This is a genomic window from Streptomyces inhibens (genome assembly GCF_003389455.1).
In the GTDB taxonomy this organism is placed as follows: Bacteria; Actinomycetota; Actinomycetes; order Streptomycetales; family Streptomycetaceae; genus Streptomyces; species Streptomyces inhibens.
In genome coordinates this window covers 1-22,909 of record NZ_QUAC01000057.1, presented here as the reverse complement: position 1 = coordinate 22,909, position 22,909 = coordinate 1, and the positions used below count along the sequence as shown (strand labels likewise).

Genomic DNA, 22,909 nt, shown 5'->3' with positions numbered 1-22,909 from the left:
TCCGATCCAGCACGTATCCAGTAGTCGGCGATCGCCGCCGTCGTACAGCTCACGGAGCGACGCCTGGCGGCAGAGGCGTGCGGGGCAGATGGACCTGCGAGGCGTCGCCCGGCTCACAGACGGTGCTCGTCCATCAAGCGCATCAGGTTCCGCTTGCGTTTCTGGGCGGTACGCAGGGCGGTGATGTACTCGGTGAACTCCTCGGGCGATCCCAGGCGGCGGTGGCAGTCCCGGATGCTCAGCAGCAGGCTGACGAACTGCTCGTAGACCGCGTTGCCGGTCTGCTTGGTCAGTGGCTCCGCCAGGCGCAGGTAGACGCCGAGCGCGTCGGCGGGGCGGGTGGCACGGGCCTGGTCGGCGAGGGTGAGCCACTGCCGGTCATGGGCGCCGGTCTCGATGGCGGCCTGCCAGGCGGCGTCGGCGTCCTTGTCGTCGAGCAGGGCGTCGACCAGGACGGGGCCGCCGTACCAGCCCTGTTGCCGCCGCCCCGCGTCGGCGCGCAGCAGGGCCAGCGCGCCCTCGCGCTCGGCGGGCCAGCAGTCCGCGGCCCGGGCAGCGGCACGCAGCTGCTGGTACGTGAGCAGGGTGCGGCGGGCCCCGAAGTGGTCGCGGCGCAGGGCGACGGCGTCCGCGAGCCGGTCCGCCTGCGCGTAGCGGTCGCAGAGGTGGTCGACGAGGGCGGTGTCGACGGCGGCGAGGTCCCGGGCCTCTTGGACGCCGCGTTCCGCCCAGCGCAGGGCCTCGTCGGGGCGCCGGGCGGTGTCCAGCTCGCGGGCGATGACCAGGTGCGTGTGGCCGTTCGGTGAGAGGTCGGCCGCATGCACGGCGATCACCGCGTCGACGTCGCCGCCCGCCTTGGCCAGACGCTCCATCAGGTACTTCTCCGCCCAGCCGCGGCGGTTGCCCTGCCACGCCTCGACCGCCAGCTTCCGCAGGGCGGCCATCCCCTCTTCGCCGAGAACGTCCTCGTAGTCGAGCGGATCGATGTCGGTGAGGCCGTCGTCCAACTCACCGAGCGCATGGCCGACCAGCCACCGCGCGAGCTCCCCCTGGTCGGGGCGCGCCGCACGGCACGCGTCGAGGTGGGCGTCGGCGAGGCCGGCGCCCACCTGTCCGAGCCATCCGTCGGAGTCGTCGACGCTCTCCACCGCCTGGGCCAGCATCTTCATCGCCTCCCGCGCCAGGACGATCGCGTCGGCCGCCCGTCCGGAGCCGGTGAGCGCGCCGATCGCGGACACCGCCTGCCCGGCCTGGTCCGCGTAGGCGCGGGCATCGGCGTACTCGACGTACCCATACTGTGCGAACGGGCCGATGTCGAGCAGTTCACGGATACGGGCCCGGACCGCGGCGAGATCCCCACGGACGCTCGCGGCTCGCAGCTCCAAGCGACGCCGCAACTGCCGGTCCTCGCCGATCAGTTCCCGAACCAGCGCAAGCAACTCGTCCTTGGACCGGGCGGACAGCCACCCGTCGAGGTCTTGCGCCCGGTCCCGAGCCGCCTTCCGCTGCCGCGGCAGGCTCTCCGGCCGGGCGAGCACCGTCAGGCCGAGGGCGACCAGGTGCTTGCAGAAGTTGCCCTCAAGTCCATACGGGCAGTCGCACTCGCCGGACAGCCCACCGGGCCCGTCCAGGGCCAGATGCACTTCGTACCGTTCCGTGCCGTGGACGCTCGCGCTGATCCATCCATCGCCGACCTCGACCCCGGACACCGCATCCACGTACCCGCACCCGCGCTCGAAGGAACGGACACCGGCCAACGTCTTGAGGTTCGCCTCGGTGAAGCTGCGCATGGTCTCTTTCACTCTGCCCCTGGTCCTGCCCGTTACGGTAGCCAGCTTATGACTGGCACTCACCCCGATCCGGCGGACCAAGGGAAAGTCCGCATCGCTGCGATCCGTACCGCGCGCTGCGCGCCGGGCACGGATGGTCTGCCCACTGGGGGCCCGACGGCCTCCGCGAGGATTACGCGACGGCCACGCTGACCGTCATGAAGGGCGACCTCAGCTACCGGCGTCTGGTCGGTGACCGACACCGGCCCCTTAGCCGACGTCACCGCGTACTTCCCCGGACCGATCGCGGCCCTGCACACACTGAAATCCGACGTCGTCACCGGCCCGGGCCCGCAAGCGCTCCAGAACCCACGTTCAACCGTCGGCGAGAAGAGCACGCCCTCGATCTGCGGCCCCGTCCGCCGTGGACGTCGCCTGTGTAGAAGAGCACGTCGCGCTTCCCGCACTACTGCCACTTGCGCTGATCACTGTCAGCTGCAGGTACCAAAGGCAAGGCGTAGTCGAAGCTGTCGGCCTTGTGGGAACCGCCGTTGGCCCAGCACAGTCAACCGCCTCGGTGATGTACCGGAAGGCAGTGGTCGTTCCGATGCCGAACCCGGCCGCAAGCTGGGCGCACGAGTGACCGTTGCGGACCGGTAAAACATCCCTTGGGCGCGCTGCACGGGCCCGGCAGCGGGCAGCACCTGGACACCGCGCAGATGCACTGTTCCACGCGCAGTCGGCGCTACACGTCCGCGGCCGGGTCGCTCGCCCACTGGTGGCGCGCGGGAGACGCGGATGCCGAGATCCGGCGCGCAGGCCCCGAACGGGGGTTCCGACACGGTCGACTCGTCAGGGGCGCAGCGCAGATCCTCCAGCTGCTTGAGCTGCGCGGCCGGGCGGTCGACCGCCCGGCGAATGAGCGCCGCGGCCGGTTCGCCCGGGAGGAGCACGGCCCGTTGAATCCCTGGCTGCACCGGGTCCACGGGCACTCCGGAACGGGCATCCCCATGGCCCTGTCGCGCATACTGGAATGTATGCCGAATATGGCTGGACTGTACGAGCGAAGCGGCGAGCTCAAGGTCTTGCGGGCGGCGATGGATGCGACCCGTGGCGGCCATGGAGAAGCCGTGATGATCGAGGGTGCGCCCGGAATCGGAAAAACCAGTCTGCTGTCCGAAGCCAAGCGGATCGCTGTTTCCGCCGGTTTTCAGGTGGCCGGCGCGCGAGGATCGGAATTCGAGAGCGACTTCCCCTTCGGAGTGGTGCGGCAGCTCTTCGAACCGCTCCTTGCACGGATGACGGTGGAAAATCGGCAGCGTATCCTGTCTGGCACCGCAGGTCAGGCCGCGATCGTACTGAAGAGAGTGGTTCCCGAACGCTCCCCCGGCGGGGATTTCTCCATGCTTCATGGGTTGTACTGGCTGACCGCAGATATCTGCGATGAGCAGCCCCTCATGATTGCGGTCGACGATCTGCACTGGGCGGACAGCGATTCGCTGAAGTTTCTTAATTATCTTATGCCGCGCCTTGAGGATATCCCGGCCTGTGTGGTGGGAACCCTCAGGCCATTTGAAACAAATTCCCAGTCGCATACACTCGACCAGATTGTCACCGCAGCGCCCTCGGTGCTCGTTTCTCCGTCCAGGTTGAGTGCCGAGGCATCGGCCTCGCTCGTCATCAGTGAATTCGCGAAATCCGGGTCACCCGAACCGGAGGACGACGACTTCCTCTCCGCCTGCTGGTCCGCGACCGGCGGGAATCCCCTCCTGCTCAAGGAGCTCACCGAGGCACTCGCCGCCGAGCACGTCGAACCCACCGCCGCGCACATCCCGCAGGTCTACGCCCTGGGCCCGCGCGCGATCGCCCGGCGGGTGGCGATGTGGATGCGGCGTCTCCCCCACAGCTGTGGGCCACTGACCTGCGCCATCGCGGTGCTCGGGGACGGCGCGGATCTCAGTCATGCGGCGGAGCTGGCGGGGCTTGACCGGGACGAGGCACTTCAGGCGGCGAAGAGCCTCGAACACGCCCAGATCCTCCACACCGCCGTACCGTCGGACGTAATGAACCCCCGGTGGGGGTTTGTCCATCCGCTCGTGCGTGCCGCCGTGTACGAGGAGATCACACCGGCCGATTGCCACCGCGCACACCGGACCGCCGCGCACCTGCTCCGGGACTCCAAGGCCGAGATCGAGAAGGTCGCCCTGCACCTGCTGCGCACCCTGCCCTCCGGGGACGCCGAGACCGTGACCCTGCTGTGGTCGGCGGCGCGGAGCGCCCTGGCCCGCGGCTCCCCGGAGACCGCGGCGAAGTATCTGCGCCGCGCCCTGGCCGAGCCCCCGGCGACCGGTGACCGGCTCGACCTCCTCTTCGCCCTCGGCAGCGCCATGCGGCGGGTGGACAGCGCGGCAGCCGTTCCGTATCTCACGGAGGCACACGAGCTGGCCGGGCCGTCCCGGCAGCGCGTCGAAATCGCACTGTCCCTCGGCGACGCGCTGCTCGCGCTGCGGCGCGCCGAAGAAGCCCTGGCGATCTGGCAACAGGCCCTGGCCGATACGACACCGCAGGACACCGAACTGCTGTACCAGCTGAACGCCTGCATCCTTTCGATCCCGCTCTACGAACCCGGCCGGCCGGATCTGCGTAAGGACATCCTCGGCCGCGTTGCGGCACTGCGCTCCCCCAAACCGAGCGAGAGCATGGGCGGCCGGTACCTGGACTGCGTCATCGCCGGGCACGACGCGGTCATCGGCGACCCGCGGGCGGTCGTCCGGGCGCAGCGCGCGCTCCACGACGCGCCGGCCGGGCCGTCCGACGGACAGATGTCGCTGTCCTTCGGCTGGCTGGCCCTGATCAGCGCCGACCGCAGGGAGGTCCTGGGCAGTCTGGACGCCGCGGTCGAGCAGGCGCACCGGCAGGGGTCGGTCAACGACCTGACCGGGGCTCTCGTCTACCGCGCGATGGCGTGGCTGTACCAGGGCAATCTCGACGAGGCCGCCGCGGACGCCTCGGACGCGATGCACACCGTCGACGCGTCCTCGCTGGATCTGCGCCGGCTGGTCCTCGGCCCCGTCCAGGCCGAGGTGCAGATCGAGCAGGGTGCGCTGTCGCGGGCGCAGGCCACACTGGAGTGGACCGGAGTTCCCGATCCCGCGCCGCTCACCGGGCTGATGTACTACGTGCTGTACAGCCGCTCCCACCTCCTGCGCCTCCAGGGCCGCACGACGGAGGCCCTCAACACCGCGCTGGCCGCGGGCGCGTCGTTCAGCGCGGCCGGCGGGGACAACCCCGCCATCGTCCCCTGGCGGTCGGAGGCCGCCCTGTGCCTGCATCTGCTCGGCCGGGACGAGGAGGCCAGGACCATGGCCGACGCCGAGCTCAGACTGGCCCGCTACTGGAGCGCGCCCCGGGCCCTCGGCCGCGCGCTGCGCATCGCCGGCACGCTGAGCGAGGGCGACGCGGGCGTCGGTCTACTGCGCCAGGCCGTCACCCGGCTGGAGGGCTCCCCGGCCCGCCTGGAGTACGCCAAGGCGCTGGCGGACTACGGGGCGGCGCTGCGCCGGCACGGCGTACGGAGCCAGGTGCGGACCTTGCTCAGCGACGCCCTGGACATCGCCGAGGCCCGTAGCGCGGCGCCCCTCGTCCAGCAGATCCTGGACGAGCTGCATGTGGCCGGCATTCGCCCGCGGCGCCACGCGGTCACCGGTCTGCAGTCGCTGACACCGAGTGAGCAACGGGTCTACGACCTCGCTGTCGCCGGGCACACCAACCGGGAGATCGCGCAGCAGCTGTTCGTCACGGCCAAGACCGTGGAGGTCCACCTGTCCAGCGTCTACCGGAAGCTCGGCGTCACCAGCCGACGCCAGCTCGGCGCGCTGTCGGAGCAGACCCACGCAGCGGACGAACCGGAGTGACTCATGTCCGCCGTGCCCGATGCGAAGCCACCCCCGGCCCCGGACGGACCGCAGGGCGGAGCCCGCAGCAGCCGCAGAATGCGCTTCGCGCCCCGCATCTGGCACAAGTTGCTGGCCCTCTGCATCGCCCTCATGATCCCCCTCGGGGTGGCCACGTTCTCCCTGGTCGACCAGCAGAACAGCAAGATCGACTTTGCTCGGACCGAGCTGGGCGGCGTCCAGTACCTGCGTCCCTTGAGCGCATTGGTGCAGGACGTCTCCGACCGCCGTGCGCTGCTGCACCGCGAGATCACCGGAGAGTCCGTACCAAGGAGCCGCATCGCGGCAGCCGACCGTGCCGTCAGCGCGGACTTCACGGCGCTCATGCAGGTCGACCGGCGGCTGCGGAAGCCGCTGCGCACGACCGTCCCCGACCTCTCCGCCAAGGGGAAGAGCCGGCTGGCGCCCGCGGCTCTGCGCCACGACTGGGCGCGGCTGGCGTCTGCTCCGTCCTACGTCCGCGCCGACGTGCCGCGGTACACCCGGCTCATCGGGAACCTGCTGGCGCTGGGTTCCTACGTCGGCGACACCTCGAAGCTGATTCTCGACCCCGACCTCGACACGTACTACACGATGGCCGGGCTGCTGCTCCGCGAACCGCAGATGATGAACCAGCTCTACCAGATGGCGGAGAGGGGGGACTCGATACTGGCCCAGGGCGACCGGTCCACCGGCAACCGGGTACGCATCGCCTACGACACCACGGTGCTCAACCAGAACCTCCTCCAGCTCAACAGCGATCTGAACCGGGCGTTCGGGGCCACCTCCCACACCGGGCTCCGCCCCGCGATCCAGCCCCTGCTGGCCAAGGCCACCTCGTCGGTCCGCAAGGTGACCGGCACCGCGAACCGGCAGTTCACGACCAGCGACCGGAGTGCGCTCCCGCGGGCCGCCTGGCAGGCCCAGGCCGCCGGCGCCATCCGGGCGAACTCGCACCTGTGGAAAGCCCTGTTCGACCAGGAAGACCACATGCTGAACGCCCGCCTGGACAACCTCCACGACCGCAACCTGCGGGTTCTGGCCGGCATCGCCGCAGTCCTCGCCGTGATCACCGTGGTGGCCGCGCTGCTCTCCCGACGCATCACCGGCAATGTGGCGGCCGTGGCGCACGCCGCGCAGGCTCTGGCCGCGGGCGACCTCACGCGCCGCGCGACGGTACGGAGCCGCGATGAGGTCGGCACGATGGCCACCGCCTTCAACGTCATGGCCGGGAGGCTCCAGGAGAGCTACTCCGCCGTCGAGGAGGAGGTCCGCCAGCGCACCGCGGAGCTGAACCAGAAGACCGAGTCGCTCAGCCTCCTCCAGCATGTGGCTGCCGCCGCCAACGAGGCGGACAGCTGGGAGGACGCGGTGCAGACGGTCCTGGACCTGGTGTGCCGGCACATGGGGTGGCCGGTCGGCCACGTCCACCTCGTCGAGTCCACGTCCGGCTCGGGCTCCCGCACCGGCCGACCCACTCCGGATCCGGAGTTCACCACGTCGCCCATCCGGCACGTCGAGGAGCAGAACCTGCGGGTGCCGCTGCACGACATCGCCGCAGCAGCCGGACTGTACGAGCCGAAGGGCCTGCCCGCCACGGTGCGCGCCACCGGCCGCCCCGCCTGGATACGTGACATCACGGCGGGGTCCGCCGGGCCTCGCCCGACGCCGCTCGGCGTCGCCGAGAGTGCCGGGGTGAGAGGCAGGATCGCCGTCCCGGTCGTCATCGGGAAGGACGTCGCGGCGGTCCTCGACTTCCTGACCCCGGAGGCCATGGAGCCGAACGACGCCTTGCTGCGGCTGATGCTCAACGTCAGCACCCAGCTCGGACGGGTACTGGAACGGTCCCGCGCTGCCGCGGAGCTCCAGGCGTCCAAGGAGGCGGCAGAGGTCGCCACCCAGGCAAAGAGCGCGTTCCTCGCGACCATGAGCCATGAGATCCGCACGCCGATGAACGCGGTGATCGGCATGACCGAAATTCTGCTGGACACCCCGCTCAACGCCGAGCAGGCCGAATTTGCTCATGTCATCCAGAACAGCGGTAACAGCCTGCTCACCATCATCAACGACATCCTCGACTTCTCCAAGTTCGAGGCCGGAAAATTCGATCTCCGGCTTGAGCCGCTACAGCTTCGACAGTGCGTGGAATCAGCCTTCGACTTCGTCACTCCGATGGCCGCGGAGAAGCCGGACCTCGACTTGGCGTACATCATCGATCCGGAATTGCCGGAAGAAATCATCGGAGATATCGACCGGCTGCGCCAGATTCTCATCAATCTGCTCAACAACGCCGTCAAATTTACGGAAACCGGCGAAGTCGTTCTCAGGGTCGCATTGGCCGAAGCGAAATCGGGCTCTTTTCCGGAGCCGCCGGAAACGCTCCACCCACCCGCTTCCGAGGACACGGACGGCATCATGCGCCTCCACTTCTCCGTGTGCGACACCGGAATCGGAATGGCCGCGGACCGCCGGGACCAGCTGTTCCGGCCTTTCGAGCAGCTCGACACGTCCACCACCCGGCGCTTCGGCGGGACGGGACTCGGACTCGCCATCAGCAAGCGGCTGGCCGAGCTGATGGGAGGCACGATGTGGGTCGAGAGCGAACTGGGCGTGGGGGCGACCTTCCACTTCACGGTGGAAACGCGAGAAATTCCCGAAGCGATGCGTTCCAGCCAGGTGGTCTCCCGTATCGAGCTCCGAGGAAAACACCTGCTGGTCGTGGACGACAAATCCACGAACCGGATGATTCTCACGCGCCAGGCGAGCGCCTGGGGGATGGTGGTACGCGCCACCGGATCCCCGCGGGAGGCTCTCGAATGGGTCCGGCAAGGCGATCCGTTCGATATCGGAATTCTGGATATGCAGATGCCGGACATGGACGGCGTCATGCTCGCGGAAGAAATCCGCCGCTACCGGAACATGGCAGAACTCCCGTTGTACCTGCTGACTTCTGTTGGCCGCCCCATGGCGACCCGAGAGAGTCTGGCGGAGTTCTCCGGATACCACACCAAACCCATCCGGGCGGCCGAACTCTACACGGACCTCTGCCGCACGCTGCTCGGCGTCACGGTGCCCGTCGAATCGTCCCGCACGGCACAGCGGCCGGAGGTGAAGGAGAGCCGCCTCACCCCCCTGCGCATCCTTCTGGCCGAGGACAACCTGGTGAACCAGCAGCTGATCGTGCGGATGGTCCGGAAGATCGGTCACTCGGTGGATACCGTCGGCAACGGAGCCGAAGCGCTGGAGTCACTGCAACACACGCGCTACGACGTGGTCCTCATGGACGTACAGATGCCGGTGTTGGACGGCTTGGACGCCTCCCGGCGGATCCACCAGTCCCTGTCCGCCGCGGAACGGCCGTACATCATCGCCCTCACCGCCAATGCGATGAGCGAGGACCGCGACGCCTGCCTCGCCGCCGGGATGGACGACTACCTCAGAAAGCCCCTGCGCGGCGTCGATCTCGCCGAGGCACTCGACCGTGTGCCCCTCGGTCCCCGCGCGCGCAGTCCAAAGACGCCGCAGCCTGCACGGAGCCCGGAGACAGCGACGCCCGCAGGGGAGCCGGGAGCGGTACCGCCCGCAGCCGGCCCGGAGACGGCGCAGTCCGAGCCGGAGGCCGGCGCCGATGCCGGCACCGAGGCGTCGGCGCTGCCCGTCCTCGACAAACCCACCTTCGAGCGCCTGGTCGGCTCCTTCGGCAAGGAATTCGTCAGCCAGCTCATCGATGCCTTCCTGGAGGACTCCCCCCAACTGATCGAAAGCCTTCGCCGCAGCCTCGACAAGGGGGACGGAAGCGAATTCCGCAGAGCGGCCCACACACTCAAGTCCCACGCGAACACCTTTGGATTCCCGCGTCTCGTCCGGCCGTGCCAGGACGCGGAGGACATCGGCGCCAGCGGGGATCCCAGCGCAGCAGCACCGCTGGTGACCCGCATCGAAGGGGAGTACCGCGCTGCGAGAGACGGGCTGGTCGCCCAGAGAGCGGAGCTTGGCCATGACCGATAGCAACGCCGTGACGGACAGAACCGAAAGGAAAGGGCGCATCTTGGTCGTGGACGACGATCGCACGAACCGCATGATGCTCACCTACCGCCTGGAAATGGCCGGGCTTGAGACCGCGACATCCGAGAACGGGCTCGAGGCTCTCCAGATGCTGCGGGAGAGCGACTTCGATGTGGTGCTGCTCGACATCCTCATGCCGGGGATGGACGGCTACGCGACGCTCGATCTGATGAAGCACGATCAGCAGCTCAGCCGCACGCCCGTGATCATGATGTCGGCCGTCGGCGAGCTGGACAGTGTCATCCGCTGCCTCGAAATGGGCGCCGAGGACTATCTGCCAAAGCCCCTGGACCACCTCCTGCTGACCTCCAGGGTCGACAACATCCTGCTGAAGATCCGGCTCCAGCAGGTGGAAAAGGCGCTCGCCGAGCTCACCGAGGCCGTGCAGGCCATGGCCGGCGGTGCGCTCCCGGCGGGGGCCCTGGACCAGGTCGCCGGGCAAACCGACTCGGTCGGCCGTCTGGCACGACAGCTTCAGCAACTCGCGGCCGTGACGTCGGAGCGGTAGGCGCACGACGCCCGGGAGCGGCCCGCGTCTCCCCGCCTCCTCCACCACCGCCCCGCAGCCGGCGCCCCGATTAGGGGTCGTACTAGGGGGTTCCCCTAACGACTGCCACGGGGCGCCGGGTGCACGGTGAAGGCATACGTCAGCTCCCCGGCACAGCCGACGGCACGGAAAGAGGTGGGGTGGACGTGATGACCCGGGTCGTTGTTCGCACACCACAGCCCTCCCGGGTGCCCCACCGGAGCCCGCGTGGCCTCCTGACTCCACCAGCCGCCCACGGTCCCGGAGAGAAAAGCGAGGGCGGAAAGATGTTCCCGGAACCGGAATCGTCCCCGGGCACGGCCCGGCAACCCACGGCGGGCTCAGACCTGACGCCGTACGGCTTCTCCTGGTCCGGGCCTCACGCGAGGGCTCCCGTATGGCGGCCCTCACCCCTGCCATTCCAGCCTCCCGCTGCGGTGGATTCCGCTCGGCCGCACCGCATCGCCATGAGTACCGTCATTCGCACCCGCTGTGTCGCCCTACGTGAGGGCGTACTGCTCCCGCTGTGCCGTCTGTTGGGGCGGCTGGCGGCGACCTCCGCCGCGCGGGTCGCTCAGCTGGCCCGGTACCTGAGGAGGACACGCGGCAAAGTGGTCTCGCTGCCGCTCGAATCGCATGTGCGCGCCGTGTCCCAGGCCCGGCGGATCATCCGGACCGAGCTGGCCCGATGGGGGCTGCCCGAGCATGTCGAGATCGCCGAACTCCTGGTGAGCGAACTGGTCACCAACGCGCTCCAGCACGCCTGGGGCCCCCTCCATCTGCGGATGTCCCACTCCCCCGTTGACCGGACGCTGCGCTGCGACATCGCCGACGGCTGCCCCGCCGCGCCGCCCGCTGACCGTCCACCCGCCCGCGCCGACGAGGACCACGGCCGAGGGCTGCACCTGGTGGACCAGCTCTCGACCCGCTGGGGCGCACGGCACACCGCCGCGGGGAAGACCGTGTGGTTCGAACTGCGCACCCCCGGCAGCAGTGCCCGTCGGCGGGGGGCTCTGCGGCGGCGACTCTGATCGGTGGGGTACACGTCGAGGGTGAGCCGGCTGGCTTCGCGCACTTCAACCGACAGCGTTTGGCGGGCCCCAGTAAGACCGCGGCACTCGCATGTCCGGCACGACCAGCCCTTGTTTGCGGCTCCTGCCAGCACGGATCCAGTGACGGGAACGGCGACGGGGGCGACCCGGCGTGGGGTCGACCCCGCTTGACCGCACGTTTGCCAGATCGCTACGCCGCTGCCAAGGAACGCGCTGGACGTTGAAGCGGAACTCGACGAGTTCGCGAGTCACCGGATTCGCAGGACGCCACCCTCCCGCCGCTCACGCCTCGTCCGGAGCCAATCGCAGCGAGATCGAGTTGATGCAGTACCGCTGATCCGTAGGGGTCGGGTAGCCCTCGCCCTCGAAGACATGGCCGAGGTGGGAGCCGCAGCGGGCGCAGCGGACTTCGGTGCGGACCATGCCGTGGGTGCGGTCCTCCAGGAGTTCGACGGCGTCGGAGTTCTTGGGGTCGTAGAAGGACGGCCAGCCGCAGTGGCTCTCGAATTTGGTGTCGGAGCGGAAGAGTTCGGCACCGCACGCGCGGCAGGAGTAGACGCCCGCGGTCTTGGTGTCGGTGTATTCGCCGACGAAGGCGGGCTCGGTGCCGGCTTGGCGGAGTACTTGGTACTCGGCGGGGGTCAGCTCTGCGCGCCACTGGTCGTCGGGCTTGTCGATCTCGTACGGCATCTGCGGTGCCTCCTCAGCTCAGCTGCCCAGGCGGGACAGGATGGCGGGGCCGAGGTCGGTCACATCGCCCGCGCCCATGGTGAGAACAAGGTCACCGGGCTTGGTCATTCCGGCGATGACGTCCGGGACGGCGGCCTGGTCGCTCTCGGCGGTGACATCGGCGCCCGCGGCGCGCGCGGCGTCGATGATCAGGGCGCTGGTGACGCCCGGGATCGGGTCCTCACGGGCCGGGTAGATGTCCAGGACGACGGAGGCGTCGGCGAGGGCGAGCGCCCGGCCCATTTCCGTGCCCAGCTCCTGGGTGCGGGAGAAGAGGTGCGGCTGGAAGACGACCAGTACGCGAGAGCCTTCGGCGGCGCCGCGGATGGCTTCCAGGTCGGCGGACATCTCCGTGGGGTGGTGGGCGTAGGAGTCGATGACCTGCACACCGGCCGCCTCGCCCTTGAGCTGGAGGCGGCGCTTGACGCCGGTGTACTTGCCGAGCGCGGAGGCGAGGTTGTGCGGCGGCAGGTCCAGGGCGACGCCGGCGGCCAGGGCGGCGACGGCATTGTGGGCGTAGTGCCGGCCCGGGACGGAGACGGTGAAGGTGAGGATCTTGCCGCTGGTGAGGGAGACGGTGACGTCGCTGGTCAGGCCGCGGGGGTTGACCTTGAGGATGCGGACATCGGCGTCGGCGGACTCGCCGTAGGTGACGACCTCGATGTCGTAGCGGCCGGAGATCTTGGCGGTCAGCTCGCGGGCGCCTTCGTTGTCGGCGGAGATGACCAGGGTGCCGCCGGGGCGGATGCGGCCGACGAAGGTCTCGAAGGACTCGTAGATCTCGTCCATCGAGGCGTAGTTGGCGTGGTGGTCCAGCTCGACGTTGAGGACGATGGCGACCTCGGGGGCGTACTTGTGGAAGCTGCGGTCGCTCTCGTCGGCCTCGGCGACGAAGATCTCGCCGCTGCCGTGCTCGGCGTTGGATCCCGGGGCGTCGAGGTCGCCGCCGATGGCGTAGGACGGCTTGAGGCCGAGGGCGGTGAGGGATACGGCGAGCATGGAGGTCGTCGTCGTCTTGCCGTGCGTGCCCGCTACGGCGATGGGGCGCAGGCCGTCCATGAGGGAGGCGAGGGCGTCGGAGCGGTGCACGACCGGGATGCCGCGCTCATGGGCGGCGGCCAGCTCGGGGTTGTCCGGGCGGATCGCGGAGGAGACGACGACGCTGGTGGCGTCCTCGGCGAGATGGGCGGCGGCATGGCCGATGTGGACCGTGGCGCCGAGGTCACGCAGGGCCTGGGCGGTCGCGGAGTCCTTGGCGTCGCTGCCCGCCACCCGGGCGCCGCGCTGCGCGAGGATCTTGGCGATGCCCGACATACCGGCTCCGCCGATGCCGATGAAGTGCGGCCGGTCCATCGAGGCTGGGATGGCGGGTGCCATGGGCGGGTCTCCCTGATCGTCGCGAGCGGTGATGCTGTGGACGATTCTCGCACCCGGCACCGACAGGGGCGGTCCTCGGACCCCGGCCGGGGCCGTTCCGGGGCGGCGGGGGTCCGAGGACCGGCGGTCAGCGGCGGATCAGGCCCTGGGCGGTGGCGGCGGCGACCGCGGAGGTACGGGAGTCCACGCCCAGCTTGGAGTAAATGTGGACGAGGTGGGACTTGACGGTCGCCTGGCTGAGGAAGAGCTGTTTGCTGATCGCCGCGTTCGACAGACCGTCGGCGACGAGCTGGAGGACCTCGGTCTCGCGGCGGGAGAGCGCGGTGGCCGGGGAGCGCATCCGGTCCATCAGGCGCAGCGCGATGGTGGGCGCCAGCGCGGACTTTCCGGCGGCGGCGGTGCGTACGGCGGCGGCCAGCTCCTCCGGCGGGGCGTCCTTGAGGAGGTAGCCGGTGGCGCCGGCCTCGATGGCGGCGAGGATGTCGGCGTCGGTGTCGTACGTGGTCAGGACGAGTACCCGCGGGGCGCCGGAGCGGGCGGTGATCGCGGCGGTGGCCTGGGAGCCCAGCATCCGGCCACCGAATTGGAGGTCCATGAGGACCACGTCGACATCGAGCCGGGCGGCGAGATCGACGGCCTGCTCGGCGGTGGGGACGTCGGACACCACCTCGAAGTCCGGTTCGGTCTCCAGGACCGCGCGCAGTCCGGCGCGTACGACGGGGTGGTCGTCGGCGAGGAGCAGCCGGATGGGGGTGTCGATGGCGGTCACGAGGCGGCCTCCGGGGCGGCGGAGCTTCCGGACGTGGCGGGGGCGGCGGGGCAGGGCAGGGTGACGGCGACCGCGGTGCCCTCCCCGGGGGCGGACTCGACGACGAGGGTGCCCTGTAGGGCGCGGGCCCGGGCGCGCATCGCGGCCAGGCCGAAGCCGGTGCCGGTGACCGCCGCGGAGCCGGGGGCCGGGACCTCGGCCGGGACGAACCCGGCGCCGTCGTCGACGACGTCCAGGGCGACCTCGGTGTCCATGTAGCTGAGGGTCAGCTCGACGCGGTCGGCCGAGGCGTGCCGGACGGTGTTGGCGAGCGCGGACTGGGCGATGCGCAGCAGGGCGACCTCGTGCGCGGTGGGCAGGGCGGTGGGCGCGCCGGAGACCTGGCAGTGCACGGCGAGAGAGGAGGTACGGGCGGTGGTGGCGCAGAGCCGTTCCAGGGCGGCGGGCAGCGAACCGGCCTCCAGGTCCGGCGGGCTCAGCGCCCGTACAAAACGGCGCGCCTCGGCGAGGTTGTCGACGGCGGCGGTGCGGGCCTGCCGGACATGGCCGAGGGCCGCCTCGGGCCGCTCCGGTATGGCGCGTTCGGCGGCCCGCAGCAGCAGCTGGATGCTGGACAGGCCCTGCGCAAGGGTGTCGTGGATCTCGCGGGCCAGCCGCTCGCGCTCGGCGAGCACACCGGCGGCGTGTTCCGCGACGGCCAGTTCGCCGCGGGCCGCGGTCAGCTCCTCGATGAGGCGGCGGCGCTGTTCACTCTCCCGGTAGAGGGCCTGGTAACCGAGGACGACGGCGATCGCGACGGCGGCGCCCAGAACGGGGCCGATGACCGTGCCGGCGGTGAGCGCATGGGTGTGGTTGTGCCAGCGGAATCCGGCGACGGCGGCGACGGTGGTGGCCGCGACGGCGGCCAGCGCCCCGCGCAGCGGCAGCAGATGCAGCTGGACGAAGAAGAGCGGGAAGGCCACCCAGACGCCGTCCGGGGTGAGGACGAGCAGCACCAGCCAGACCAGGGCCACGGCCGCGAGCCAGAGGGCGGCGGCGGAGGTGGAGCTGCGCAGGCGGGGCAGCGCGGGCCCGACGGCGTAGAGGGCGAAGAGCACGACGGCGGTGGCGATGACGGCCGGGGCGTCCGGGGCGTGGTCCACCACCGCCCGTACGGCGGCGAGCGCGAGCAGCGCGGCCACCATCAGATGGAGGCAGCTGCGCAGGACCCGCAGGACGGGGGTGAGGGAGTGATCGGTCACGGCGTCTTCAGGCTAAGGGGCCGCCCGACCTGCGGCATCAATCAAAGGGTTGAACCCGGGGCGCACCTTTCGATGCCGGTGAACCACTCCCGGGCGCGATGTCCGGGCCCCGTCGGACGGGCGACGGTGGGGCCAGCCGCCGGGCAGTGGGGTCCGGCGCCCGGAACCCGAGGATGGCCAAGCCTGTGTTCGTCGCCTGGAGAGACCTGAGATTTGCCAAGGGGCGGTTCGCCCTGATGGGCACCGTCATCGTGCTGATCACGGTGCTGGTGGGTCTGCTGTCGGGGCTGACGGCGGGCCTGGGCCGGGAGAACACCTCGGCGATCACCGCGCTGCCCGCCGACCACCTGGTGTTCTCGGCGCCCGCCGACGGGCGCGGCGTCGCGTTCACCGATTCGCGGCTGCCGGAGCGGACCGTTCGGGACTGGGCGGGGGTGCCGGGCGTACGGCGCGCCGAACCGCTGGGGATCGCCACGACGAAGGCCGAGGCGGGCAGCCGGACGGCCGCGGTCTCCGCGTTCGGGGTGCGGCCCGGGTCGCGGCTGACGCCCGCCCCGGGCGGGGTGGGTGACGGTGCGGTGGTGCTGTCCGAGAAGGCCGCCACCGCGCTCGGTGTGCGGGCCGGCGGCGCGCTGACGCTGGGGGGCCGGACGGTCCGGGTCGCGGCGGTGTCGGGCGCGGCGATGTACAGCCATACGCCGGTGGTCTGGACGTCGCTGGGTGACTGGCAGCGGCTGACGGGCGGCTCCGGGCCGGCCGGCACAAGCGACTCAGGGGGACGCGGCGGATCCGGCGCCACCGGGAGCGGCAGCGCATCCGGTGCCTCCGTAGGTGCGACCGTGCTCGCCCTCTCCACCACGGGGACGGCCGATCTGACGGCCGCCGACGAGAAGTTCGGCACCAAGACGGTCACCACCGACGACGCGCTGCGGGCCATCGGCTCGTTCACCGCCGAGAACGGCTCGCTACAGCTGATGCGCGGCTTTCTGTTCGCCATCTCCGCGCTGGTCATCGGCGCGTTCTTCACGGTGTGGACGATCCAGCGCAGCGGCGATGTCGCCGTGCTGAAGGCGCTGGGCGCCTCGACCCGCGCTCTGCTGCGGGACGCGCTCGGCCAGGCCGTCCTCCTGCTGGTGATCGGGACCGGCCTGGGCACCGCCGTCGTGGCCGGGGTGGGCGTCGGGATCGGCGGCGCGGTGCCGTTCGTGCTCGACCCGTCCACCGTGCTGATCCCGGCCCTGATCATGATCGCGCTGGGTGCCGTGGGCGCCGCGCTGTCCATCCGCCGCATCACGTCCGTAGACCCGCTGACCGCCCTGGGAAGTGCCCGATGAGCCTCGAACTGACCGATGTCACCCTCACCTACCCCGACGGCGGTGCCCGGCTGACCGCGCTGGACCAGGTCTCGCTGGCCGTACCTGCCGGGTGCCTGACCGCGGTGATCGGGCCGTCCGGGTCCGGGAAGTCCAGCCTGCTCGCGGTGGCCGCCACGCTGATCGGCCCGGACCGCGGGCGGGTGGTGATCGACGGTACGGACACCACGGGGCTCGGCCGCGCCGAGCTGACGACGCTGCGCCGCACCACCATCGGCACGGTCTTCCAGCAGCCGAACCTGCTGCCGTCCCTGACCGCCGCCGAGCAGCTACAGGTGATGGCGCATCTGGACGGCCGCTCGCCCCGTAAGGCACGGCCCCGGGCACTGGAACTGCTGGCAGCGGTCGGCCTGGAGGGACAGGCCGACCGGCGGCCGCATCAGCTGTCGGGCGGTCAGCGGCAGCGGATCAATATCGCGCGGGCGCTGATGAACGAGCCCGCGGTGCTGCTGGTGGACGAGCCGACCAGCGCGCTGGACCACGAGCGGGGCGCCGCAGTGCTCGATCTGCTGCTCCGGCTGACGCATCAGCGCGCCACCGCGACGGTGCTGGTCACTCACGACCACACGCATCTGGACGTGGCGGACGAGATCGCCGAGGTGCGGGACGGCCGGCTGCGGCCCCGGCTCGGCGCCCGCCCCTGAGCGCCGAGCCGCCGAAAGCCCGGCTCCCCCGGGCCGGGCGCCCGCCCGTGCCCCCCGGTGCGCGGGCCTCGGTCAGTCCTCGGCGGAGCCCTGGGGCTGCTCGTCGGCCGCGTGCGAGAAAAGTTTGAGGACCGGTACGCCGACCTTGTGACGGGCGCGGGAGGCCCAGTCGCGGTGGAAGAACTCCTCGACGAAGTGCGGGGTGGTCAGCACGATCACCTCATCGGCGCCGGTCTCCTCGACGACGGACCGCAGCAGGTCCAGCGGATGGTCCTCGACCACCTGTCCGATGGCCTCCGCGCCCGCAGCCCGCAGCGCGGCCAGGGTGTGGGACAGGGCGAGCTCGGCGGGGGCCTGCGCCTGTTCGCCGCCCGGCTCCTCGCCCTCCCGTACGGCGTCGTCGAATTCGCCGAGGGCGACGTCGTCGATGGCTCGCAGCAGGACGTCCTGCTTGCCGCGCGGCTGCATGAGGACGACGAAAGAGGTCCGGTCATCGCCGTGCAGGGTGGTCACAAACTCCACGTCCGCGGGCGTCAGAGGCTTCTCGATCATCAATACGCTCGTGAACACGACGGACGCCCTTCTTCTCTTCAGGGCGCCGCTTTGCGCCCGACAGAAACCATCCTGCCCCGTCGCCACACGGGACCTGTTGGCTTTTAGTGTGCCCAACGGAAGCTAAGCGGAACAGGTAGTTCCGCTGATTGTCAGGACCGACGGTAGCGAGTGAACAGGAACCCGGCCTCCTCCAATACGGATGCCAGGGCGAACCGCTCCGGAACCGGCACGGCCGGGCCGTCCATGATCCTCGGCGCGTCGCCCACCGCGACCACCGGAGCCAGCGACAGACACATCTCGTCCAGCGCACCGGCCGCCGCGAACTGCCCGAGGAGCTTCGGCCCGCCCTCGGTGAGCAGCCGGGCGTGCCCCCGTTCGGCCAGCACCCCGGCCACTCGGGCCGGGTCGACGCCCAGGCCCTCGCCGGCGAACAGCACCTCGGCGCCCGCGGCACGGGCCTTGGCCACCCGGTCCGCCGGCGCGCCCGCACCGGTCAGTACGAGGGTCGGAACCAGCGGCTCGGTGAACAGGGGCAGGCCGAAATCCAGCCCGAGCCCGGCGGTCACCACCGCGATGGCCGGGGCCGGGCCCTGACCCGCGGCGGCCCGGCGGGCGGCGAACGCCTCCCGGGCACGGGCCGGCCGGTAGCCCTCTTTCCGGACCGTCTCGGCGCCCACCACCACGGCATCCGCGAGCCCCCGCAGCACCCCGAAGATCCGCATATCGGCATCGCTGGAGAGCGGCTGCGAGCGGCCCTCGTGGTGGGCCGCGCCGTCCATGGAGGACACCATGTTGGCGCGCAGCCAGCCGGTGCGCCCCGTACGCGCCGGGTCGTCCGCCGCCGGATACGCGTACGCGTCGGCCAGCTCGTCCAGCGTCCACGGACGGTCCACGACATCGATCGCCGCCACCTGGGCGTTCTCGACGTCGGAGGCCGGTGCGGGCAGGGCGGTGAGAGGGAACAGGCGTCGCATGGCGGCAGTGTGACATGCGACGCTCGGCGGACCGGGTGATACCGCACAGGAGATAGGCTGGACGGCTGTGTCGCCTTCCCAGCCCTCCTCGCCGCAGCCCGACCCCATAGCCGGACCGCCGGCCGACGGGGACGACGTGGCCCCCGCCGCACTCACCGCCCGCGCCCCGCACGTCCCGGCCGACCGCCTGGTCGCCGAGATGGTGCCGCCGCCGCGCTTCCAGGACGCCCGCTTCGACACCTACATCCCGGACCTGAAGCAGCCCAGCCAGTCCGAGGCCGTCCAGGTCCTGAGCGACTTCGCGACGACCATCGACGGCGGCGCCGGGACCGGTGCCGCCAAGCGGCGCTGGTTCGCCAGGAAGCCGGTGGCTCCCAAGGGCCCGCGCGGTGTCTACCTGGACGGCGGCTACGGCGTCGGCAAGACCCATCTGCTCGCCTCCCTGTGGCACGCGACCCCCGCCCCGGCCGAGCTCAAGGCCTTCGGCACCTTCGTCGAGCTGACCAACCTCGTCGGCGCGCTCGGCTTCCAGCAGACCGTGCGCACGCTCGGCGAGCACAGGCTGCTGTGCATCGACGAGTTCGAGCTGGACGATCCCGGCGACACCGTCCTGGTCTCGACCCTGCTCGGCAAGCTGGTGGACGCCGGCGTGGCGCTGGCCGCCACCTCCAACACGCTGCCCGGCAAGCTCGGCGAGGGCCGGTTCGCGGCGGCCGACTTCCTGCGCGAGATCCAGGGGCTGAGCGCGCACTTCCGTCCGCTGCGCATCGACGGCGAGGACTACCGCCACCGCGGTCTGCCCGAGGCACCCGCCCCGTACGACGACGAGACCGTCACCCGCACCGCGTACCGCACGCCCGGCGCCTCGCTCGACGACTTCCCCTCCCTGCTGGACCATCTGTCCAAGGTGCACCCCAGCCGCTACGGCGCGATGTGCGACGGCATCGAGGCGGTCTGCCTCACCGATGTCCAGGCGGTGCCCGACCAGTCCACCGCGCTGCGCCTGGTGGTCCTCGCGGACCGGCTCTACGACCGCGAGGTGCCGGTGCTGACCTCCGGCAAGGCCTTCGACGAGCTGTTCAGCGAGGAGATGCTGCGCGGCGGCTACCGCAAGAAGTACTTCCGCGCGATCTCCCGCCTGACGGCACTGGCGCGCGACGCGGGGCCGTTGGTGGCGGGCGCCAATCCCTAGGGCGTGTCTCCAGGGCGTGTCCCTAGGGGCAAAGAACGCTGACGCACCCGTGCCGCCTGGTTCCCGGCGGCCCGGGTGCGTGGTACACACGTGCGGGTCACGTCACCTGTCCGCCAACAGGGAGTTGCCCATGTCCGCGACACGACGTCAGATCCTGGCCAGAACGGGTGCGTTGGGGGCCGCGATCGCCTTCTCCGGCAGCCTCACGGAGATCTTCGCGGGGACCGCGACCGCACAGAGCATGGGACGGAGCGGCTACGGCCCGCTGGTCCCGGACCCGGACGGCCTGCTCGACCTCCCCAAGGGCTTCCGCTACAAGGTCCTCTCCCGGGAGGGCGACCCGCTGCCCTCCGGCGAGGGCAAGGTGCCCAGCAACTGCGACGGGATGTCGGCGTTCCCCGGCCGCCGCGGCGGCACCTTTCTCGTCCGTAACCACGAGAACCGTACGCACTCCCGCTCCGCCGTCCCCAGGGTCCGCGAGCTGACCTACGACCCCGGTGGTGAGGGCGGCTGTACGGCGCTGGAACTCGACCGGGACAACACCGTACGCTCCGAACGGGTGGCCATCGCCGGCACCTCCACCAACTGCGCGGGCGGCCACACCCCCTGGAACACCTGGCTGACCTGCGAGGAGACCGAGCTCCGGGCCGGTGACGAGAACTACACCAAGGACCATGGCTTCATCTTCGAGGTCGATCCGTACGACCCGCGGCGCACCGGCGCGGTGCCGCTGACCGCGATGGGCCGCTTCCAGCACGAAGCGATCGCCGTGGACCCCGGCACCGGCACGGTCTACGAGACCGAGGACGCCTTCGAGAAGCCGTTCGGCCTCTTCTACCGCTTCCTGCCCGAGAAGCCGATGGGCGGCCGCGGCTCGCTCCGAGCCGGCGGCCGCCTCCAGGCGCTGCGCGTCCCCGATGTGCCCGACCTCTCCACCGTCCAGCAGCCCGGCACCACGTTCGACCAGGTCAGCTGGGTGGATGTACCCGATCCGCTCGCCCGGGAGACCCCGATCCGCTTCCAGGACTTCGGCCCGGGCGGCATCACCCACGCCCAGAAGCTGGAGGGCTGCTACTGGGGCGGCTCCTGCGTCTACTTCGTCTCCAGCTTCGCGCACCGTGCCGCAGGCTCGGCGGCCGACCACTACGGCCAGATCTGGAAGTACGACCCGAAGAAGCGCCGGCTCACCCTGGTCGTCGTCTTCGGCCCGGACGCCGACCTCCAGCTGCCCGGCGAGTCCCCGGACAACATCTGCCTCGCGCCCAGCGGCGGGCTGATGGTCTGTGAGGACGGCGAGGGGGCCCAGCATGTCTTCGGCCTCACCCGGCGCGGCGAGGTCTATGCGATGGCGCGCGGCCGGCAGAACATCGGCACTCCGCAGAAGCCGGAGTGGGGTGAGTTCGCGGGGGTGACGTTCTCGCCCGACCACCGGACGATGTATGTCAATTGCTATACGCCGGGGACGACGTTCGCGGTGACGGGCCCCTGGCACCACTGACCCCGCGGGGCGCCGGTCAGCCCGAGCAGGCGGACCGCTGAGCCTCCTGCCATTCGCAGACCGGGCAGAGCACGATGCCGGGCCGGTCGACCGGGTACTCGGTCGGCCGGCCGCACTGCAGACAGTCGGCGTACGGCGGTCCCGCGGCGGCGCGCGCACCGGCGCAGCTGGTCAGGTGGTCGTGCTCATCGGTGCCCGGCATGCCGCCGAGCGTACGCCTGCGCCTTCTGCCCCCATGTGCTCCCCCGCTGTTCAGTTGCGGCGCGAGCTGAGGGCGCAGGCGACGGCGGTGGCGGCGGTCGCGATCAGGGCGGTGGCGGCGAGGGGCAGCCAGGGGGCGCTGATCGTGCCGTGCGCGGAGCCGGTGACCAGGCCCGTGATGGCGGCGTTGGCGGGCGAGGCGCCCAGTACGGCGAGCAGCAGCGCGGCGAGCAGCCCCGCCGGAATGCCCCAGCCAGGGCTGCGCAGCACCGGCCAGTTGCACAGCGCGCCGATCGCGATGCCCATGAGCAGGCAGGCCAGCGCGGCGAGCAGTCCGGCGCCGGTCGCGGGCAGGACCGGGACGGCCACGCGGTGGTCGGCGGAGTGCGGATCGGACAGCAGCACGACCACCGCCGTACCGACGAGCGCCAGCAGCAGCCCGGCGCAGGCCGCGGTCAGCACACAGGCGAGGTGGACCCGGCCGGGCCCGGCGGCGGCCGCGGCGCAATTGCGGGCGGCCGGCGGTTCGTTGGTGACACAGACCCGGGTGAGCCATACGGCGGCCGGCAGCAGGCCGGCGGCGGCGTACCCGTAGGCATCGAGGATCGGGCCGCCGCTCTGGACGCCGATGGCCAGGAAGGCGGCGTAGAGGATGACCGGCGGCAGCCAGCGGTGCGAGCCGACGAGCAGCGCCGCCTGATAGCGGAGGAGGGCGTTCACGGGAGGGGGGCCTCGTCGGGGTCGGGGGCGGACGCGGGGTCGGGTGCGGGTGCGCAGGGGGGCTCGGGGGCGGGGCCGTCGTCCGGGGCCGGGACCGTGGTGACCGAGCGGATGTGCCAGGGCGGACGGGCGGTGAGCAGGGCGCGCAGCAGCGCGTCGGAGTGGGTGGCCGGGACCGTCAGCCGGGTCGTCCCGTCCGGTCCCGGCGCGATCTGCGGTCCGCCGGGCAGCCGCGGCGCTCCGGCGGGCGCCCGGTCCGGGCCGGCGGCCACCCCGCCCCGTCCGGTCGGCA

At 71.1% G+C, this 22,909-nt stretch carries 17 protein-coding genes and 4 pseudogenes; 10 read left to right on the top strand and 11 right to left on the bottom strand.

Translation table 11 applies throughout. From position 1 onward, the window contains the following. Positions 1-113 precede the first annotated feature (113 nt). Positions 114-1,790, bottom strand: a complete 1,677-nt coding sequence (locus DY245_RS08345) for an SWIM zinc finger family protein (RefSeq protein ID WP_128505124.1) — start codon at positions 1,788-1,790, stop codon at positions 114-116. Positions 1,791-1,942: 152 nt separating this feature from the next. Between DY245_RS08345 and DY245_RS44195 the strand changes: the two are divergent. Further along, positions 1,943-2,114 (top strand): annotated as a pseudogene (locus tag DY245_RS44195) (ARMT1-like domain-containing protein); the annotation flags it as partial. Positions 2,115-2,288: 174 nt separating this feature from the next. Here DY245_RS44195 and DY245_RS44190 read toward each other — a convergent pair. Further along, positions 2,289-2,423: pseudogene (locus DY245_RS44190) on the bottom strand (helix-turn-helix domain-containing protein); the annotation flags it as partial. Between the two features lie 65 nt (positions 2,424-2,488). Here DY245_RS44190 and DY245_RS48190 point away from each other — a divergent pair. The 5 genes and pseudogenes from DY245_RS48190 to DY245_RS44185 form a co-directional block, all read left to right on the top strand. Then, positions 2,489-3,262 (top strand): annotated as a pseudogene (locus DY245_RS48190) (AAA family ATPase); the annotation flags it as partial. A gap of 156 nt (positions 3,263-3,418) precedes the next feature. Then, the gene (locus DY245_RS08335; RefSeq protein ID WP_244942914.1) at positions 3,419-5,683 is read left to right on the top strand and encodes a helix-turn-helix transcriptional regulator; all 2,265 of its coding nucleotides are present in this window, start codon (positions 3,419-3,421) and stop codon (positions 5,681-5,683) included. 3 nt (positions 5,684-5,686) lie between these two features. Next, positions 5,687-9,709: a response regulator gene (locus DY245_RS08330; RefSeq protein ID WP_128505120.1), complete on the top strand. Its 4,023-nt coding sequence runs from the start codon at positions 5,687-5,689 to the stop codon at positions 9,707-9,709. Next, positions 9,699-10,274, top strand: coding sequence for a response regulator (locus DY245_RS08325; RefSeq protein ID WP_128505117.1), 576 nt, complete (start codon positions 9,699-9,701; stop codon positions 10,272-10,274). Before DY245_RS08330 ends, DY245_RS08325 begins: the two co-directional genes overlap by 11 nt. A 485-nt stretch (positions 10,275-10,759) precedes the next feature. Further along, positions 10,760-11,323, top strand: a complete 564-nt coding sequence (locus DY245_RS44185) for an ATP-binding protein (protein ID WP_181923583.1) — start codon at positions 10,760-10,762, stop codon at positions 11,321-11,323. Between the two features lie 303 nt (positions 11,324-11,626). Here DY245_RS44185 and msrB read toward each other — a convergent pair whose 3' ends face one another. The 4 genes from msrB to DY245_RS08300 all read right to left on the bottom strand — a co-directional run bounded on the left by msrB (position 11,627) and on the right by DY245_RS08300 (position 15,460). Continuing rightward, positions 11,627-12,034 (bottom strand): peptide-methionine (R)-S-oxide reductase MsrB, encoded by a 408-nt coding sequence (gene msrB / locus DY245_RS08315; RefSeq protein WP_128505112.1) that lies wholly within the window; start codon positions 12,032-12,034, stop codon positions 11,627-11,629. Positions 12,035-12,052: 18 nt separating this feature from the next. Continuing rightward, positions 12,053-13,450: a UDP-N-acetylmuramate--L-alanine ligase gene (gene murC / locus DY245_RS08310; protein WP_128505110.1), complete on the bottom strand. Its 1,398-nt coding sequence runs from the start codon at positions 13,448-13,450 to the stop codon at positions 12,053-12,055. Between the two features lie 127 nt (positions 13,451-13,577). Beyond that, the gene (locus DY245_RS08305; protein ID WP_128505180.1) at positions 13,578-14,210 is read right to left on the bottom strand and encodes a response regulator; all 633 of its coding nucleotides are present in this window, start codon (positions 14,208-14,210) and stop codon (positions 13,578-13,580) included. A 5-nt stretch (positions 14,211-14,215) separates the two neighbouring features. Continuing rightward, a complete protein-coding gene (locus DY245_RS08300; protein ID WP_425329358.1) occupies positions 14,216-15,460 on the bottom strand; it encodes a sensor histidine kinase in 1,245 nt (414 codons plus the stop codon). Between the two features lie 185 nt (positions 15,461-15,645). On the opposite strand from DY245_RS08300, the gene DY245_RS08295 reads away from it, so the two are divergent. Together DY245_RS08295 and DY245_RS08290 are read left to right on the top strand one after the other, a co-directional pair. Then, positions 15,646-16,794 carry an ABC transporter permease gene (locus tag DY245_RS08295; protein WP_128505177.1) on the top strand — a complete coding sequence of 383 codons (1,149 nt, stop codon included), beginning with the start codon at positions 15,646-15,648 and terminating at the stop codon, positions 16,792-16,794. Then, positions 16,791-17,477 (top strand): ABC transporter ATP-binding protein, encoded by a 687-nt coding sequence (locus DY245_RS08290; protein WP_128505108.1) that lies wholly within the window; start codon positions 16,791-16,793, stop codon positions 17,475-17,477. Before DY245_RS08295 ends, DY245_RS08290 begins: the two co-directional genes overlap by 4 nt. A gap of 72 nt (positions 17,478-17,549) precedes the next feature. Here DY245_RS08290 and DY245_RS08285 read toward each other — a convergent pair whose 3' ends face one another. Both DY245_RS08285 and DY245_RS08280 read right to left on the bottom strand, forming a co-directional pair. Then, positions 17,550-18,047, bottom strand: coding sequence for an indole-3-glycerol phosphate synthase (locus DY245_RS08285; RefSeq protein ID WP_128505105.1), 498 nt, complete (start codon positions 18,045-18,047; stop codon positions 17,550-17,552). Between the two features lie 134 nt (positions 18,048-18,181). Further along, positions 18,182-19,006: a dihydrofolate reductase family protein gene (locus DY245_RS08280; RefSeq protein ID WP_128505103.1), complete on the bottom strand. Its 825-nt coding sequence runs from the start codon at positions 19,004-19,006 to the stop codon at positions 18,182-18,184. 67 nt (positions 19,007-19,073) lie between these two features. On the opposite strand from DY245_RS08280, the gene zapE reads away from it, so the two are divergent. Continuing rightward, positions 19,074-20,198, top strand: coding sequence for a cell division protein ZapE (gene zapE / locus DY245_RS08275; protein WP_181923582.1), 1,125 nt, complete (start codon positions 19,074-19,076; stop codon positions 20,196-20,198). A gap of 130 nt (positions 20,199-20,328) precedes the next feature. Further along, a complete protein-coding gene (locus tag DY245_RS08270) occupies positions 20,329-21,696 on the top strand; it encodes an alkaline phosphatase PhoX (protein ID WP_128505101.1) in 1,368 nt (455 codons plus the stop codon). A gap of 16 nt (positions 21,697-21,712) precedes the next feature. On the opposite strand, the gene DY245_RS08265 is transcribed toward DY245_RS08270, so the two are convergent. The 3 genes and pseudogenes from DY245_RS08265 to DY245_RS08255 all read right to left on the bottom strand — a co-directional run. Then, positions 21,713-21,898 carry a hypothetical protein gene (locus DY245_RS08265; RefSeq protein WP_128505099.1) on the bottom strand — a complete coding sequence of 62 codons (186 nt, stop codon included), beginning with the start codon at positions 21,896-21,898 and terminating at the stop codon, positions 21,713-21,715. Positions 21,899-21,948: 50 nt separating this feature from the next. Continuing rightward, complete coding sequence (locus DY245_RS08260) at positions 21,949-22,617, bottom strand: ABC transporter (RefSeq protein WP_128505096.1); 669 nt, start codon at positions 22,615-22,617, stop codon at positions 21,949-21,951. Further along, a pseudogene (locus tag DY245_RS08255) lies at positions 22,614-22,909 on the bottom strand (ABC transporter); the annotation flags it as partial. The gene DY245_RS08260 and the pseudogene DY245_RS08255, both read right to left, overlap by 4 nt.

Coding starts and splice junctions, on each gene's coding strand:
- DY245_RS08345 (WP_128505124.1), bottom strand. CDS start 1,790: ATGCGCAGCTTCACCGAGGCGAACCTCAAGACGTTGGCCGGTGTCCGT.
- DY245_RS08330 (WP_128505120.1), top strand. CDS start 5,687: ATGTCCGCCGTGCCCGATGCGAAGCCACCCCCGGCCCCGGACGGACCG.
- DY245_RS08325 (WP_128505117.1), top strand. CDS start 9,699: ATGACCGATAGCAACGCCGTGACGGACAGAACCGAAAGGAAAGGGCGC.
- DY245_RS44185 (WP_181923583.1), top strand. CDS start 10,760: ATGAGTACCGTCATTCGCACCCGCTGTGTCGCCCTACGTGAGGGCGTA.
- msrB (WP_128505112.1), bottom strand. CDS start 12,034: ATGCCGTACGAGATCGACAAGCCCGACGACCAGTGGCGCGCAGAGCTG.
- murC (WP_128505110.1), bottom strand. CDS start 13,450: ATGGCACCCGCCATCCCAGCCTCGATGGACCGGCCGCACTTCATCGGC.
- DY245_RS08290 (WP_128505108.1), top strand. CDS start 16,791: ATGAGCCTCGAACTGACCGATGTCACCCTCACCTACCCCGACGGCGGT.
- DY245_RS08280 (WP_128505103.1), bottom strand. CDS start 19,006: ATGCGACGCCTGTTCCCTCTCACCGCCCTGCCCGCACCGGCCTCCGAC.
- DY245_RS08270 (WP_128505101.1), top strand. CDS start 20,329: ATGTCCGCGACACGACGTCAGATCCTGGCCAGAACGGGTGCGTTGGGG.
- DY245_RS08265 (WP_128505099.1), bottom strand. CDS start 21,898: ATGCCGGGCACCGATGAGCACGACCACCTGACCAGCTGCGCCGGTGCG.